Annotated in this window: 19 protein-coding genes and 1 pseudogene; 7 read left to right on the top strand and 13 right to left on the bottom strand. The window is 37.2% G+C overall.

What is annotated here, in order from left to right; all coding sequences use genetic code 11:
- Window positions 1-67: 67 nt before the first annotated feature.
- The 11 genes from AT683_RS02665 to AT683_RS02615 form a co-directional block, all read right to left on the bottom strand.
- Window positions 68-496, bottom strand: a complete 429-nt coding sequence (locus AT683_RS02665; protein ID WP_005649396.1) for a F0F1 ATP synthase subunit epsilon — start codon at window positions 494-496, stop codon at window positions 68-70.
- A gap of 29 nt (window positions 497-525) precedes the next feature.
- Complete coding sequence (gene atpD / locus AT683_RS02660; RefSeq protein ID WP_005649402.1) at window positions 526-1,899, bottom strand: F0F1 ATP synthase subunit beta; 1,374 nt, start codon at window positions 1,897-1,899, stop codon at window positions 526-528.
- A gap of 16 nt (window positions 1,900-1,915) precedes the next feature.
- Complete coding sequence (atpG, locus tag AT683_RS02655) at window positions 1,916-2,785, bottom strand: F0F1 ATP synthase subunit gamma (RefSeq protein WP_032824011.1); 870 nt, start codon at window positions 2,783-2,785, stop codon at window positions 1,916-1,918.
- Between the two features lie 15 nt (window positions 2,786-2,800).
- On the bottom strand, window positions 2,801-4,342 hold the full coding sequence (gene atpA, locus AT683_RS02650) for a F0F1 ATP synthase subunit alpha (RefSeq protein ID WP_038440564.1): 1,542 nt from the start codon (window positions 4,340-4,342) through the stop codon (window positions 2,801-2,803).
- A gap of 12 nt (window positions 4,343-4,354) precedes the next feature.
- Window positions 4,355-4,888, bottom strand: coding sequence for a F0F1 ATP synthase subunit delta (gene atpH / locus AT683_RS02645; protein ID WP_005642563.1), 534 nt, complete (start codon window positions 4,886-4,888; stop codon window positions 4,355-4,357).
- 12 nt (window positions 4,889-4,900) lie between these two features.
- Window positions 4,901-5,371 (bottom strand): F0F1 ATP synthase subunit B, encoded by a 471-nt coding sequence (atpF, locus tag AT683_RS02640; RefSeq protein ID WP_005629246.1) that lies wholly within the window; start codon window positions 5,369-5,371, stop codon window positions 4,901-4,903.
- Window positions 5,372-5,420: 49 nt separating this feature from the next.
- Window positions 5,421-5,675, bottom strand: coding sequence for a F0F1 ATP synthase subunit C (gene atpE / locus AT683_RS02635; RefSeq protein ID WP_005652035.1), 255 nt, complete (start codon window positions 5,673-5,675; stop codon window positions 5,421-5,423).
- A gap of 55 nt (window positions 5,676-5,730) precedes the next feature.
- Window positions 5,731-6,519, bottom strand: coding sequence for a F0F1 ATP synthase subunit A (gene atpB, locus AT683_RS02630; protein ID WP_005629251.1), 789 nt, complete (start codon window positions 6,517-6,519; stop codon window positions 5,731-5,733).
- Between the two features lie 36 nt (window positions 6,520-6,555).
- Complete coding sequence (locus AT683_RS02625) at window positions 6,556-6,930, bottom strand: ATP synthase subunit I (protein WP_011272082.1); 375 nt, start codon at window positions 6,928-6,930, stop codon at window positions 6,556-6,558.
- Window positions 6,931-7,055: 125 nt separating this feature from the next.
- Complete coding sequence (gene rsmG / locus AT683_RS02620) at window positions 7,056-7,667, bottom strand: 16S rRNA (guanine(527)-N(7))-methyltransferase RsmG (RefSeq protein WP_005652031.1); 612 nt, start codon at window positions 7,665-7,667, stop codon at window positions 7,056-7,058.
- Between the two features lie 139 nt (window positions 7,668-7,806).
- On the bottom strand, window positions 7,807-8,184 hold the full coding sequence (locus AT683_RS02615) for a PRD domain-containing protein (protein ID WP_011272083.1): 378 nt from the start codon (window positions 8,182-8,184) through the stop codon (window positions 7,807-7,809).
- A 115-nt stretch (window positions 8,185-8,299) separates the two neighbouring features.
- Between AT683_RS02615 and AT683_RS02610 the strand changes: the two genes are divergently transcribed.
- The 4 genes and pseudogenes from AT683_RS02610 (at window position 8,300) to AT683_RS09605 (ending at window position 10,960) form a co-directional block, all read left to right on the top strand.
- Window positions 8,300-8,902 (top strand): beta-phosphoglucomutase family hydrolase, encoded by a 603-nt coding sequence (locus tag AT683_RS02610; RefSeq protein ID WP_005652027.1) that lies wholly within the window; start codon window positions 8,300-8,302, stop codon window positions 8,900-8,902.
- Entirely contained in the window at window positions 8,902-9,375 is a 474-nt protein-coding gene (locus AT683_RS02605) for a YqaA family protein (RefSeq protein WP_011272084.1), read from the top strand. The genes AT683_RS02610 and AT683_RS02605 overlap by 1 nt, the downstream gene beginning before the upstream one ends.
- A 184-nt stretch (window positions 9,376-9,559) precedes the next feature.
- Window positions 9,560-10,063, top strand: a complete 504-nt coding sequence (gene luxS, locus AT683_RS02600) for an S-ribosylhomocysteine lyase (protein ID WP_011272085.1) — start codon at window positions 9,560-9,562, stop codon at window positions 10,061-10,063.
- A 101-nt stretch (window positions 10,064-10,164) separates the two neighbouring features.
- Window positions 10,165-10,960: pseudogene (locus AT683_RS09605) on the top strand (IS3 family transposase).
- 46 nt (window positions 10,961-11,006) lie between these two features.
- On the opposite strand, the gene aphA reads toward AT683_RS09605, so the two are convergent.
- Window positions 11,007-11,714, bottom strand: a complete 708-nt coding sequence (gene aphA / locus AT683_RS02585) for an acid phosphatase AphA (RefSeq protein ID WP_005652021.1) — start codon at window positions 11,712-11,714, stop codon at window positions 11,007-11,009.
- Window positions 11,715-11,933: 219 nt separating this feature from the next.
- Between aphA and hslV the strand changes: the two genes are divergently transcribed.
- Together hslV and hslU are read left to right on the top strand one after the other, a co-directional pair.
- Window positions 11,934-12,461 carry an ATP-dependent protease subunit HslV gene (hslV, locus tag AT683_RS02580; protein ID WP_011272086.1) on the top strand — a complete coding sequence of 176 codons (528 nt, stop codon included), beginning with the start codon at window positions 11,934-11,936 and terminating at the stop codon, window positions 12,459-12,461.
- A 10-nt stretch (window positions 12,462-12,471) separates the two neighbouring features.
- Window positions 12,472-13,806: an ATP-dependent protease ATPase subunit HslU gene (gene hslU / locus AT683_RS02575; protein ID WP_005666443.1), complete on the top strand. Its 1,335-nt coding sequence runs from the start codon at window positions 12,472-12,474 to the stop codon at window positions 13,804-13,806.
- A gap of 69 nt (window positions 13,807-13,875) precedes the next feature.
- Here the strand turns inward: hslU and AT683_RS02570 are convergent, their stop codons facing one another.
- On the bottom strand, window positions 13,876-14,928 hold the full coding sequence (locus tag AT683_RS02570) for an extracellular solute-binding protein (protein WP_005691316.1): 1,053 nt from the start codon (window positions 14,926-14,928) through the stop codon (window positions 13,876-13,878).
- A gap of 139 nt (window positions 14,929-15,067) precedes the next feature.
- Here AT683_RS02570 and AT683_RS02565 point away from each other — a divergent pair, with 139 nt between their 5' ends.
- Window positions 15,068-16,363: an NAD(P)/FAD-dependent oxidoreductase gene (locus tag AT683_RS02565; protein WP_011272087.1), complete on the top strand. Its 1,296-nt coding sequence runs from the start codon at window positions 15,068-15,070 to the stop codon at window positions 16,361-16,363.
- The last annotated feature ends 110 nt before the right edge of the window (window positions 16,364-16,473 follow it).

Raw genomic sequence — 16,473 nt, 5'->3', positions numbered from 1 at the left:
GTTCTAAAATTATAGAACTTAGCCCTTAAACTAAATGAAGTTCACTTCATCTATATTATACTTTCAATTATCGTCTTGTTTTCAATAGTTTTTCAGTGAGTTCATAAGCTCGAAGTTTTGCTAACTCTTTAGAAAGTTTTGCAACAAGTAAGTCGTGATCTGCATCAGATCCGCGAGATACTATATTTTCTTCTGCTTTACGTTTTGCTTCGTGAATACGATCTGCATCTAATTCACTACCTCGAATAGCAATATCTGCTAATACTGTCACAATATTTGGTTGAACTTCTAAAAAACCACCAGAAACATAGATAACTTCTTCATTCCCATCTTTAAGAGTAAATTTAACAATCCCAGGCTTAATTGCTGTTAGCAATGGCGTATGTCCGGGCAAAATACCAAGCTCCCCTTCCACACCAGTTACCTGAATTTGTTTTACTTCACCTTCAAAGATTTTCTGCTCTGCGCTTACTATTGTTAAATTAAATGTCGCCATTTTGTTCTCCTTCAAATGACTTGAAGTGATTACATATTTTTGGCTTTTTCTAACACTTCATCGATTGAACCAACCATATAGAACGCTTGTTCAGGAATATGGTCATATTCGCCATCTAAGATACCTTTGAAGCCACGGATGGTGTCTTTTAATGTCACGTATTTACCTGGTGAACCTGTGAAGACTTCTGCAACAAAGAATGGTTGTGATAAGAAACGTTCAATTTTACGTGCACGTGCTACCACTAGTTTATCTTCTTCAGATAATTCATCCATACCAAGAATTGCGATAATATCTTTCAATTCTTTATAACGTTGTAAAATACCTTGTACACCACGAGCAACATCATAATGTTCTTGACCAACAACAAGCGGGTCTAACTGACGTGAAGTTGAATCTAATGGATCAACTGCAGGGTAAATACCTAAAGATGCGATTTGACGACTTAATACAACAGTTGAGTCTAAATGTGCGAAAGTTGTTGCTGGAGATGGGTCAGTTAAGTCATCCGCTGGTACGTACACCGCTTGCACAGAAGTGATAGAACCTGTTTTGGTTGAAGTGATACGTTCTTGTAACACACCCATTTCTTCTGCCAATGTCGGTTGGTAACCTACCGCGGATGGCATACGACCTAATAACGCAGATACTTCCGTACCAGCAAGGGTATAACGATAGATATTATCCACAAAGAATAATACATCTCGACCTTCATCACGGAATTTTTCAGCCATAGTTAAACCAGTCAATGCAACACGTAAACGGTTACCTGGTGGCTCGTTCATTTGACCATAAACCAAAGATACTTTATCTAATACGTTAGAATCTTTCATTTCATGATAGAAGTCATTACCTTCACGAGTACGTTCGCCTACACCCGCAAATACAGAGTAACCTGAATGCTCAATCGCAATATTACGAATCAACTCCATCATATTTACGGTTTTACCTACACCTGCACCGCCGAATAAACCAACTTTACCACCTTTTGCGAATGGACAAATTAAGTCGATCACTTTGATACCAGTTTCTAATAATTCCGTACTGTTTGATTGTTCTTCATAGCTCGGTGCCGAACGGTGGATAGCCCAACGCTCTTCTTCACCAATTGCTCCTTGTTCGTCAATTGGTTCGCCCAACACATTCATAATACGACCAAGTGTTTTTGTGCCTACTGGTACTTGAATTGGGTTATTTGTGTTTTCTACTTTTAAGCCACGTTTTAAACCATCAGATGTACCCAATGCAATACAACGAACTACTCCGCCACCTAATTGTTGTTGCACCTCAAGTGTTAAACCTGATTCAACTTTTAATGCATCGTAAACTTTTGGCACCGCATCTTGTGGAAATTCAACATCAATCACCGCACCGATGATTTGTACAATTTTTCCTGCTGACATTACCGTTCCTCTTTTCTTAAATCGCCGCCGCACCGGCTACGATTTCATTCAATTCATTTGTGATACTTGCTTGACGAGCTTTGTTGTACACCAACCGCAGATCATTAATTAAATTACCTGCATTATCCGTTGCTGCTTTCATTGCTACCATTCGAGCCGCTTGTTCTGAAGCTAAATTATCTACAACCGCTTGATAAATTTGGGACTCTAAATAACGAACTAAAAGGCTATCTAAAAGTGCCTTTGGTTCTGGCTCATAAAGATAATCCCAAGTCTGTTGTCTTTCATTTAAATGATCGTCTTTAGATTCTGGTAAAGGAACTAACTGTTGCACAACAGGTTTTTGCGACATCGTATTAACAAATTTATTGTATGCAATATAAACTGCATCAATTTCACCATTACGATAAGCATCAAACATTGTATTTGCCACACCAATTAACTCTTCTAGAGCGGGCGTATCGCCTAAACCAGAAAGCTGACCTTTGATATTAAATCCAAAGGAACGGAAAAAACTAATCCCTTTTGAACCTATTAAGCCCAAATCTGTAGAAATATTTTGTTCTTTCCAATTTTTTATTTGGTTAAGTGTGGTTTTGAATAAATTAACATTTAACCCACCACACATCCCACGATCTGTTGAAATAACCAAGATACCGATTTTCTTCACTTCGCGCTCAACTAAGAACGGATGTTTATAACCGATACTTGCCTTAGACACATGACTAATAACGTTACGGATAGTTTCAGAATACGGACGAGATGCAGCCATACGATCCTGCGTTTTACGCATTTTCGAGGTTGCCACCATTTCCATTGCCTTAGTGATTTTTTGTGTACTTTGTACACTGGCAATTTTGGTTTTTATCTCTTTTGCACCTGCCATCTTATCTCTCCGTTACTACCAAGCACTATTCGCTTTAAAACCATCTAAAATACTTTTTAACGTATCTTTGATTTCATCATTATAGTTACCGGTTTTATTAAGCTCTTGCATAAATTCAGCGTGATTACGGTTAGAATAATCTAAAAGTGCGGTCTCAAAACTTGCAATTTTTGATAATTCCACGTCATCCAAATAACCAAATTCAACAGCAAACAATATAACCGCTTGTTCTGCAACAGATAATGGCGCGAATTGTTTTTGTTTTAATAATTCAGTTACTTTTTCACCGTGAGAAAGTTGCTTACGAGTCGCATCATCTAGATCTGATGCAAACTGTGCAAACGCTGCTAATTCACGATATTGAGCTAGTGCAGTACGAATACCACCCGCTAATTTCTTAATAACTTTAGTTTGCGCTGAACCACCAACACGAGATACCGAAATACCTGGGTTTACCGCAGGACGAATACCTGAGTTAAACAAGTTAGATTCTAAGAAAATCTGACCATCGGTAATAGAAATTACGTTGGTTGGAACAAACGCAGATACGTCACCAGCTTGGGTTTCAATAATCGGAAGTGCGGTTAAAGAACCTGTTTTCCCTTTTACTTCGCCTTTAGTGAATTTTTCTACATAATCTTCATTTACACGAGAAGCACGTTCTAGTAAACGAGAATGTAAATAGAACACATCACCTGGATAGGCTTCACGACCTGGTGGACGACGTAATAATAATGAAATTTGACGATAAGCTACGGCTTGTTTTGATAAATCATCATAAACAATTAACGCATCTTCGCCGCGATCACGGAAATATTCCCCCATCGCACAACCAGCATAAGGGGCTAAATATTGTAACGCTGCTGATTCAGATGCAGATGCAGCTACCACGATAGTATTTGCAAGCGCACCATGTTCTTCTAATTTACGCACGACGTTTGCAATAGTAGAGGCTTTTTGACCAATCGCAACATAGATACATTTAATACCTGAATTACGTTGATTAATAATAGCGTCAATTGCTAACGCAGTTTTACCCGTTTGACGGTCACCGATGATTAACTCACGCTGACCACGACCAATCGGTACCATGGAATCGACAGCTTTATAACCAGTTTGAACAGGTTGATCAACAGAACGACGATCGATAACACCTGGCGCAATCACTTCTACTGGTGAGAAATCATCATTTTCAATTTCGCCTTTACCATCGATTGGCTGACCAAGCGTATTAACTACACGACCTAATAAACCACGACCAACTGGTACTTCAAGAATACGACCTGTACATTGAACTTCCATACCTTCCGCTAAATCTGCGTAAGGTCCCATAACTACAGCACCAACAGAATCGCGTTCAAGGTTAAGTGCCATCGCATAACGATTACCTGGTAAGGCGATCATTTCACCTTGCATCACATCGCTTAAACCGTGGATGCGAATAATACCATCGCTTACAGAAACAATTGTCCCTGTATTACGCGCTTCACTGACCACGTCGAATTGAGCGATGCGTTTTTTAATCAATTCACTAATTTCAGTTGAATTTAGTTGCATCTTGTATTCCTCTTATAATTGCAACTCGTTTGCGAGACGAGTAAGTTGCCCACGGCTACTTCCGTCAATCACAAAGTCTTCAGTACGAACAATCACACCAGCAATAAGTGCGTTATCCACGTTGCAATTTAATTTCACTTTGCGAGCTAATCTTTTTTCCATTGCAGCTGCAATTTTTTCGATTTGTGTTGCATTCAATGGTTGCGCAGATGTTACTTCAACTTCTGCAATAGCTTGGTGTTCCTCTACGTGATGTTTAAATTCTTCAAACACCGCAGGAATAGCACTCAAACGCTTATTTTCAGCCATTAACCGAATAAGATTTTGCCCATATTGATCCAATTGTTCGCCACAAATAGAAATTACTGTATCAGCTAATTTCTGTGCAGAAAGAGAACTACTTAAGTAAGCTTTTACCGTTTCATCTTCAGCTACGGCAGCAGCAAAACCTAACATTTCAGTCCATTTTTCGACCGCACTTTGTTCAATGGCAAAGTCGAATGCAGCTTTTGCATAAGGGCGAGCTATTGTAGTTAATTCTGACATAAGCTAAGCCTCTTATAACTCTGCAACTAATTTATCAATAATGTCATTGTTTGCCGCTTCATCAATAGAACGACCCACAATTTTCTCAGCACCAGCTACTGCCAATGAAGCTACTTTAAGACGTAATTCTTCTTGAACACGTTTACGTTCTGCTTCTACTTCAGCATAACCTTGTGCAATAATTTTTGCTTTTAGTTCTTCGGCTTCTGCCTTCACTTCGTCTAATACTTCATTGCGACGTTTATTCGCAGCATCTAAAATGTCTTGAGCTTGTAATTTTGCAGCTGAAAGTTCTTGTTCAACAAGATTTTTCGTATCTGCTTGCTCTTTTTTAGCTGCTTCAGCTGACGCTAAAGCGTTCGCAATTTGGCTTTGACGTGTTTCAATCGCATTAATAATTGGTGGCCAAACAAACTTCATGCAAAACCACACAAAAAGTGCGAATGCTATAAGTTGACCAATCAATGTTGCATTTAAATTCACAACGTCCTCCTTACTATGCTTGTTTTACGTTGATAAGCAAATAAGGTGATTAGTTTAATAAACCGATGAATGGGTTTGCGAAAATGAAAAGTAATGAAATACCAACAGCAATCATTGCAATCGCATCTAAAAGACCAGCTACGATAAACATTTTAGTTTGTAAGCTAGATGCTAATTCTGGTTGGCGAGCTGATGATTCTAAGAATTTACCACCTAGAATAGCAAAGCCAATTGCAGTACCTAATGCAGCAAATGCAAGAAGAATTGATGCACCGATGATTGTCGCTGTAATTACAGTTTCCATAATTTTCTCCAATAGAAGTTAAGTTTTAGCCCTAGAGCTGGTTAATAAAAAACGATTAATGATCTGCTTTGTTATAAGCAATACTTAAATAAACAACCGTCAACATCATAAAGATGAAAGCCTGCAAGGTAATAACCAAAATATGGAAAATAGCCCAAGCAAGATGTAACGGAATCCCTAATGCTGCAATGGCCATATTAGCGGAATACATTACAGCGATAAGAATAAAGATCAACTCCCCTGCATACATGTTACCGAACAAACGGAAAGCAAGTGAAATTGGTTTAGCCAATAAAGTCACCGTTTCAAGAATAAAATTAACAGGAATAAACGCCCAATGATTGAATGGATGAAGCGTATATTCTTTAACTAAACCTTTGAATCCTTTAGATTTTATTGTATAAAAAAGAATTAAAAAGAAAACACAAATGGACATACCCAAAGTTGCGCTAATATCTGCTGTCGGCACTGCACGAAGATAATGAATACCGAACAAACCTGCAAATTGAGGTAAGAAATCAACAGGAATTAAGTCGATAGCATTCATGATGAATACCCAACAGAAAATTGTTAATGCAAGTGGCGCAACTACGTTACGTGGACCATGAAAATTTTCTTTCACGATTCCATTAACCCATTCCACAACAATTTCAACTAAGCATTGCATTTTTCCTGGAACGCCAGTTGTTGCTTTTTTCCCTACTCGAGAAAAAACAAATAGGAAAATAACCGCAGCAAGAATAGAAAAGAACAACGTATCTATATGAACATTCCAAAATCCATCCCCTGTTTTGAGAAAGGATAAATGGTGGCTAATGTATTCCGATGTTGTTTGTCCAGACATAATCGATCCTTTGTTCTGAAGAAGAATAACCCAAAGTTAAATTTTATTGAGAATAAGTGGAATAATATTATTCAGCACTAATGCCAATAAAAAACCAACAAAAAACGCAATAAAATTGATAACGAATAACCATTTGATGGCAATAATGATAAAAACCATCGTTAAAATAAACTTTATTGCTTCAGCACGATAAAGTGCGGTCAGTTTTGTTGAAAAATTTTGTTTTCTGTAAAAAATGATAAATATAAATGTACAAAAAGGCAAAAAGGCACTTAAAAAACCGTAGCTAAAATCTACCGCACTTTGGCGTTGCCATCCATAAATAAGCAAATAAAAAACTACAAGCAAAAGACTCTCAATAATAATAGCTTTTCTGTAGTTTTTTTTAGCGTGAGATAAAATGCGCGACATCACTTTTACAAAATAATTTTAGCCCGCCGATTATACCTTTGCTGGCTTTAGATTCAACTTAAAAACACATAAAAAGTGTTATATAAATCACACTTTTAGAAAATAATTTATCTATTTGTTACTTTTTAACGTAAAACGATTAAATGTCGTTCGCCTATAAGTTCAGGAACAGATAATTCAATCACTTTTTGAATAGTATATTTTTTATTCAATTCATTAATTTCATCTTCCTGATAAATCCCTTTTAATGCATAAAAATATCCATTTTCTTTTGGTAAATGATGGCACCAATCTGTCATATCTTTTAGTGAAGCAAAAGCACGGCTTAATACACCATCAAATTTATCTTCAGGTTGATATTCTTCTACTCGACTTAAAACGGGGGTTACATTAGTTAGTCTAAGCTCACGTATAGCATTTCGAATAAAACTAATACGCTTACCTAAGCTATCAAGGAGGACAAATTGTTTGGAAGGATTAATAATTGCCAAAGGTAAACCAGGCAAACCAGGCCCTGTACCGACATCAATAAAACGATCACCTTGTAAATAAGGACTTACAACAAGACTATCTAAAATATGTTTAACTAACATTTCTTGCGGATCACGAACTGACGTCAAATTATAAGCTTTATTCCATTTATTGAGTAAATTGACCAGATTAATCAACTGCTGAATTTGTTGATCACTTATTTTTATATTTGCTTGCGCAAGTAAACTGACTAATTTGGCTTTCATATTTATTATCTCTTTGAAAAATTACGCTATTTTACTTAAAAGTGAGGTAAATTTCCTTAATGTTTTTAGTAATTTGATGAATTATTTACCGAATCAATGTCCAGTTTTACACCATAAATTGAATGCACCTCCGCATAATTCATTTCAAAGGCTTTAATTGCTTCTGTTCAAGAACCAAAGAATGAATGTTCGCTAAAAAATAAGTTTGTTCTGCTTCAGGAATGGAAAATGGCATTAACTTGAGTAAATCTTGATGAATAGCTAAAACTTGTGGAAAAATGACCGCACTTTGCATTTCTTCGAGCATTTCTGAATAAAGCGAAGAAACACAACCTCCTCGTTCTATCCGACCTAAGCTGCAAGCAATGTGTAGCAGCATAAAATCCACTTGAGGCGTATTCACATCAGCTTGCCAGTAATGAGCTAATCGATCTCGTAAACGAAATACCACATCAATAATAGATTGATTTATTTGCCTGCGAGTTTTCCAACGTTCTAGTTGCTTAAATAACCGCATTTGTTTTTGTTAGTTCAAAATTTGTTCGCTAATTTACCGCACTTTACTGAAATAAAACAGTGCATAGATCACAGTTTTGTAGCAAAATGGTAAAAAAATTTGTAAGGATGTAAAAATGTTAGATTACGAGATCTTCAATCCATATGAAGGATTGATTTTTGATATGGATGGAACTTTAATTGATACAATGCCCGTGCATGCGCAGGCTTGGACAATGGTGGGAAAGAAATTTGGCTATGAATTTGATTTTCAAATTATGTATAACTTCGGCGGGGCGACGGTTCGAACTATCGCGGGGGAAATGATGAAAGCGGCGAATATGCCACTAGATCGAATTGAGGATGTGCTGGCTGCAAAACGTGAGTTGTCTTATCAACTTATTCCGACCCAATCAAAGTTATTGCCAACCTTTGAAATTGTTAAATCCTTCCATCAGAAAAAGCCGATTGCTTTAGGTTCTGGCTCACACCGTAAAATTATTGATATGTTGATGGATAAACTGGCTATCGCACCTTACTTTAATGCCATTGTCAGTGCAGATGATGTAAAAGAACATAAACCACATCCAGAAACTTTTTTACGCTGTGCGGAGTTAATTCAAGCAAATCCAAGTCGTTGTATCGTATTTGAAGATGCGGATTTAGGCGTGCAAGCAGGATTAAGTGCGGGAATGGATGTGTTTGATGTTCGCACACGAGAAATTATTTCGCCAAGATAATGGATATTTTTTCATTTTTTAGTGCTGATTTTTGGCAGGCTAATAGCTTATGCTTTATGTTTATCAGCGCGTTTTTGAGTGCAACAGTATTACCAGGTAATTCAGAAGTTATATTTGTTGCGCTTGCTGTACCTAAATTAATGTTAGGTTCTTTATTTAACGCAGATATATTAGCTCTAATATTGATTGCAACCGCTGGAAATAGCTTAGGAAGTTTAACCACTTACGGAATTGGACGATGGATGCCAAAATTCGATCCCAAAAATTACCGCACTTTATGGGCAATAAATCAGCTACGGCGTTATGGGGCGATTGTTTTACTTTTGAGCTGGCTGCCTGTAGTTGGCGATTTATTTTGTGCCATAGCTGGTTGGTTAAGATTAAATTTTGTAACGAGTAGTCTCTTTATCTTTCTGGGAAAAATGGTTCGTTATGTTGCGTTATTGTTTTTGAGTACACCATTCTTATTATAAAATGAGCAAGAAAAAACCCCACAATAAATGTGGGGCAAATAACCTAAGGAACCAATTTTATTAAAACAACTGCAAGTTGCTTGTTCTATAAGACAATGAACCTTACTATAAAGTTCATTAAAATTTGTAAAAAATAAATATTTATTCAATTATTTCTTAACCAACTGATTTATAAGGAAAATTTATGCCATTACTTGATAGTTTTAAAGTGGATCACACAAAAATGAACGCACCTGCAGTACGCATTGCAAAAACGATGTGCACGCCAAAAGGCGATAATATTACTGTTTTTGATTTACGTTTTTGTATTCCAAACAAAGAAATTCTTTCCCCAAAAGGCATTCATACACTTGAACATTTATTTGCTGGATTTATGCGCGATCATTTAAATGGCGATAGCATAGAAATTATTGATATTTCTCCGATGGGATGTCGCACGGGATTTTATATGTCTTTGATTGGCACACCAAATGAACAGGAAGTGTCTGAGGCTTGGTTAGCTTCAATGCAAGATGTTTTAGGTGTACAAGATCAAGCTTCTATTCCCGAATTAAATATCTATCAATGCGGAAGCTATACGGAACATTCCTTAGAAGATGCACACGAAATTGCCAAAAATGTTATCGCACGCGGTATAGGTGTAAATAAAAATGAAGATTTGTCACTCGATAATTCCTTATTAAAATAGGAAGACGCTTGATTAACCTAAAAAAGTTAGTAGTAAAAAACGCATTTTATGATCTACACCCCAAAAATTGACTAAATAACCAACTAAGGTGTAGATTTTTTATGACCAAATACAACACTCTTTTCAAACAACAAGTCATCGAATTTGATCTTCAAAATGGTAAAAATCGTTCACTTACCCGCAGGTATTTTCAACTTGCCTAAATAACACTAAAACGTTGGATTAACCAATTAATCATAGTTAAATCAATAGATTATCCGTACTTAGTAAGAAGCAAAATTACTTACCTGAATTTAAACTTAACATAATACAAGCGGTTAAAAATGGGCAATTTTCTGCAGAAGCCGCATATTTACATTTTGGCATTACCAATTCAGGCGTTGTTAATCAATGGCTGCAAGCCTTTGAAAAACAAGGTATAAACGGCTTAATCCTCAAACCTAAAAGTCGTCCAATCATGAAACCGAAATACCCTAAGATGCCACCTAAACCGAAAACATGAGGGGAAGAACTAGAATTGGAAAATTTACTACGTGCGGAGAACGCAATTCTAAAAAAGTTGCAAGAACTCAACCAACAAAAAAGACTTGAAGACGCAAAACCCAATTTTACATTCCGACCAAGGTTGGCTGTATCAAATGGTCGGTTATCAGGCGATTTTACGAGAGAATAGCATTCAGCAGAATATGTCAAGGAAAGGAAATTATTTAGATAACAATGCGATGGAAAACTTCTTTGGACGATTAAAAACTGAATGTTATTACGACAAACGATTTGAGACGTTCAAACAACTGAAAAAACAACTCATGAGTATATTCATTATTACAACCATGATCACATTCAGGGAAACTAAAAGGGCTGAGCCCTGTGAATGACAGAACTCAGTCCTTGAACTAAATCAATCTAACTTTTTGGGGGAAGATAAATCCCAACTTGCGGTCAATTAATAGCTTGAATTGATTAACACTTCTTCGCCATAGCCGCCTAAAGTTGGCATTGGTTGATAAGTAGAGTTTGCGGCACGCATTAAACGAATACCACGAACACCTGCTTCTTTAGCTGCTAGTACATCATCATCGCTGTCGCCATAGTGAATACTCACTTTATGTGAAATGATTGCAGGCGTTTTGTTATATTTTGTTGTACGTTCACGGCTGCCCATAAATTCAACTGGGTGCATATTCTTAATATTGAACGTTTTTTCTAAAATTGGGGTTACACCATCCACTTTGCCAGCAGTACGGCCAGTGAAAAAGTAAACTTGGTCGCCACGTGCTTGGTGCATATTAATTAAATCTATGGCAATTTGTTTAGGAATAGAATATTTATCGCAACCTGCATTTACTTCATTCCAGAAATCTTGGTTTTTCAAATAATCGTGTTTACCTGGTGAGAATTTTTGTTGTCCGTGGTAAAAGCAAGGGCTACTGAAAAGCACGGTATCATCAATATCAAAGCTTACATTAATTGGTGCTTTACCTTCTAAACTTTGTTTGATTTGATCAACACTAATCCAATGAATTGCTTGCTCTTGTAACATTTCACGAGCATTAGTGCCAGATTGAGTATAAGGTTCTGTTTTGCCTGCCATCGCTGGAACTGCAGCTGCAGTTAAAAGTGCGATGACAGATAATTTTATGCCGTTTTTCATTGCCTTTCCTCACAAACGTTGATTTAAAAACCGCTCAGATCATACATTTTTTTAGCTTATATTCAATAATTGGCAATCGTTTGCCATCTCAAAATATGATCAACTTCACATTTTTTATTTATGAGTGAAGAATAAATCTACAATATAAATTTCCCTCTTGAATTTAATCAATTTGTCGCCATATAACGAACAACTTTTCACTTTATAAAGGACAGAACAATGACAACGATTGTAAGCGTACGTCGCAATGGGCAAGTCGTCGTAGGCGGTGATGGACAAGTTTCTTTAGGCAATACCGTAATGAAAGGTAATGCTCGTAAAGTACGCCGTTTATATAATGGTAAGGTACTTGCTGGTTTTGCGGGTGGAACGGCAGATGCATTTACACTTTTTGAATTATTTGAACGTAAACTTGAAATGCATCAAGGGCATTTGCTAAAAAGTGCGGTGGAATTAGCGAAAGATTGGCGTACAGATCGTGCACTTCGTAAGTTAGAAGCGATGTTAATTGTGGCGGATGAAAAAGAAAGTTTAATCATCACGGGTATTGGCGATGTGGTTCAGCCCGAAGAAGATCAAATTTTAGCAATCGGATCGGGTGGTAACTATGCGTTGTCTGCAGCACGTGCGTTGGTGGAAAACACCGAACTTTCTGCTCGTGAAATTGTTGAAAAATCTTTGAAAATTGCGGGTGATGTTTGCGTGTTCACAAATACCAATTTCACTATTGAAGAATTACCGAATTAAGGAAAAAGCTATGTCTGAAATGACTCCTCGCGAAATAGTTTCTGAATTAGATCAACATATTATTGGTCAAGCCGATGCAAAACGTGCTGTGGCGATTGCGTTGCGTAACCGTTGGCGTCGTATGCAGCTTCAAGAACCTCTGCGTCACGAAGTAACCCCAAAAAATATCCTGATGATTGGCCCAACTGGTGTGGGTAAAACTGAAATTGCGCGCCGTTTAGCAAAATTAGCTAATGCGCCATTTATCAAAGTGGAAGCAACGAAATTTACCGAAGTGGGTTACGTGGGGAAAGAGGTGGATTCCATTATTCGTGATTTAACGGATAGTGCGATGAAACTTGTTCGCCAACAAGAAATTGCGAAGAACAGAGCAAGAGCTGAAGACGCGGCTGAAGAGCGTATTTTGGATGCTTTACTTCCTCCAGCAAAAAATCAGTGGGGCGAAGTTGAAAACCATGATAGTCACAGCAGTACTCGCCAAGCGTTCCGTAAAAAATTACGTGAAGGTCAATTAGATGATAAAGAAATCGAAATTGATGTGTCTGCTGGCGTGTCTATGGGGGTTGAAATTATGGCTCCTCCAGGCATGGAAGAAATGACAAATCAACTGCAATCATTGTTCCAAAATTTGGGTTCAGACAAAACGAAAAAACGCAAAATGAAAATTAAAGATGCGTTGAAAACGTTGATTGATGATGAAGCAGCGAAATTAATTAACCCTGAAGAACTTAAACAAAAAGCCATTGATGCTGTGGAACAAAATGGTATCGTCTTTATCGATGAAATCGACAAAATTTGTAAGAAAGGTGAATACAGTGGTGCTGATGTATCGCGTGAAGGTGTGCAACGTGATTTACTTCCGTTAGTGGAAGGCTCGACAGTTAGCACCAAGCACGGAATGGTTAAAACTGATCATATCTTATTTATTGCATCTGGTGCATTCCAAGTTGCTCGTCCTTCAGATTTAATCCCTGAACTACAAGGGCGTTTGCCGATTCGTGTTGAACTTACCGCATTAAGTGCGGCGGATTTCGAGCGCATTTTAACAGAACCTCACGCCTCTTTAACCGAACAATATAAAGCCTTGATGGCAACAGAAGGGGTGAATATTGAATTTACAACAGAGGCGGTTAAGAAAATTGCTGAGGCTGCATTCCGAGTGAATGAAAAAACGGAAAATATCGGTGCACGTCGTTTACATACGGTAATGGAACGTTTGATGGATAAAATTTCTTTCAGCGCAAGCGATATGAATGGTCAAACGGTCAATATTGATGCGGCTTATGTTGCGGATGCACTTGGCGAAGTGGTTGAAAATGAAGATTTGAGCCGTTTTATTCTTTAAAGATAAAAATTTTACATATAAAAGTGCGGTAAATTTTTACCGCACTTTTTTGTTTTCTAAATTGAGAAACTAATTAGTTTTTAATTTACTCCAATATTTTTCATAAATATCAACAGCTTCTCCTACATCGCCTTGCATAATTCCTTTTTCTACTTCTTCCGCTGGTGGAAATAATTTTGGATCATTAGCAACTTCCGCGCTTAGCAATGTTTTCGCCCCATTATTTGGCATAGAAAAGCCCATGCGTTCGATAACAATTTTTGCATTTTCAGGGCGAAGTAAAAAGTCGATGAACTTATACGCCCCTTCCACGTTTTGAGCGGAATTCGGAATAGCATAATTATCCATCCAGAAAATTGCGCCTTCTTTTGGATACACAAATTGAAGAGATTGATTTTCTTTCTGCGCTAAATAAGCTGAACCATTCCAAATCATACCAATTGCAACTTCGCCTTGTACGTAAGGGACTTCAGGAGAATCAGAGTTAAAAGTCGCTACATTTGGTAACAGTTTTTCTAAACGCTCATAAGCTGTTTTGATGTCTTCTTCATTGGTGGTATTTGGCGATTTACCATCCAGTAATAATGCTACGTGGAACACTTCACGCGCATCACTGGTCATGAGAACTTTGCCTTTAAATTCAGGTTTCCATAAATCCGCCCAGCTAGTGATGGTTTTAGGATCAATCTCATCCGCATTAACTTCAATACCAGTTAAGCCGTAAACGTAAGGTAATGAATATTTATTTTCTGGGTCGAATTCTTTATTTAATAAATGTTTAGGGATTTGATGAATATTGGTCAATTTACTTTGATCAATCGGTTGAAGCATCTTTTCCTTAATCATTTTATTTATGTAGTAACTTGATGGAAACACCAAATCATAGCTAGAACCAGTATTCTGAGTAAGTTTAAGTTTCGCATACATTTCTTCGTTACTTTCAAAGGTAGAATAAATTACCTCGATGCCAGTTTCTTTAGAGAACTGTGCGACTAAATCAGAAGGCACATAGTCTGTCCAGTTATAGACGTAAAGTTTGTTATTGGCAAAAGCGGAAGCCGCAAAAAGTGCGGTGGTGGAAAGGAAAAGATTTTTGAGTGAGTGAGCAAAGAATTTTTTCAATTTATTGACCTCCGAGGGTTATCGTTCATCATAAAACACGCAAATTTTGCGTGCGCGCAGTATAGCATTTTTTCTAAAAGGTTTGACATATTTCCCTTTCGGGGTAAGATTTTGCCAGTTTTTTCCTAAGGGATTTTTTATGCTTAATTTTGCCTATCAAGAACACGTTCGCTCTTATTATTTCGACTCTCGTAACCAAGATTTTCAATTCCCGCCGCTCACTCAAATTGAACATGCTGATGTATGTGTGATCGGGGCTGGATTTTTTGGTTTATCTGCAGCATTAGAACTGGCGGAGAAAGGAAAAAAAGTCATTGTCTTAGAGGGTGCAAGAGTAGGCTTTGGTGCTTCTGGTCGCAGTGGTGGGCAGGCAATTAATGGCTTTGAAGAAGGCATTGATGAATACGTTAAACAAGTTGGCGAAGATAAAGCACATAAACTTTGGAATATGTCATTAGAGACCATTGATATTATTGATGAACGTATTGAAAAATATAGCATTCAATGCGACTGGAAAAAAGGCTATGCCACATTAGCATTAAATGAACGCCGAATGGATGACTTAATTGAAATGGAAAAAGAAAGTCATAAAAATTTTGGCTATCAGAATATGCAACTTTGGGATAAAACTAAATTAAAACAGCACTTAGGCAGTGATATTTATGTGGGGGGGCTATTTGATAGTAATTCAGGGCATTTGCATCCACTTAATTATTGCTTAGGTTTAGCGAAAGCTTGTGTCGATCTGGGTGTTCAGATTTTTGAACAATCTCCTGTCGTGGATATGGTTGAGAAAAATGGTTGCATTGAGGTTAAAACAGCTAAAAGTGCGGTTATTTCTCAAGACGTTATTTTAGCCACCAATGCTTATATTGATGCGCTCCCGAAATCTATTCATCACGGCATTAATCGTAAAATATTACCTGTGGAAAGTTTTATTATCGCCACAGAGCCGTTAAGCCAAGCGGTTGCTGATTCTGTCATTAATAATGGCATGTCGGTGTGTGATAACAATTTATTATTAGACTATTATCGTTTAAGTGCTGACAATCGCTTGCTTTTTGGTAGTGATTCTAGCTCAGAAAAAGATATGGTCGCGATTATGCGGAAAAATATGTTGTGTGTATTCCCGCAACTTGAAAATGTAAAAATCGATTATGGCTGGGCTGGCCCGATTGATATGACCTTAAACTCAACGCCACATTTTGGTCGTATTTCTCCGCATATTTATTTTGCTCATGGTTATTCTGGTCACGGTGTTGCTTTGACTGGTCTTGCGGGGCGAATTGTAGCGGAGGCGATTTTGGGTGACGATGAACGTTTATCTATTTTTGAAGGACTGAAAGTCCCTTCTGTTTATGGTGGTCGAATTATCAAAGATCTTGCGACAAAGATTGGTGTGCGGTATTACAAGTTTTTAGATAAATACCGTTAAAATACAACAATGTTTTTCTAAAGCATTGCCATCAAAATTGACTAAAATAATTAAATTTTGTATGGATATAAATTCTAAATCAGTTAAAAAATTTACCGCACTTTAAAGCA

Source organism: Haemophilus influenzae (assembly GCF_001457655.1).
GTDB lineage: Bacteria > Pseudomonadota > Gammaproteobacteria > Enterobacterales > Pasteurellaceae > Haemophilus > Haemophilus influenzae.
The sequence above is the reverse complement of the archived record's forward strand: the minus strand, read 5'-3'. Positions and strand labels throughout refer to the sequence as shown.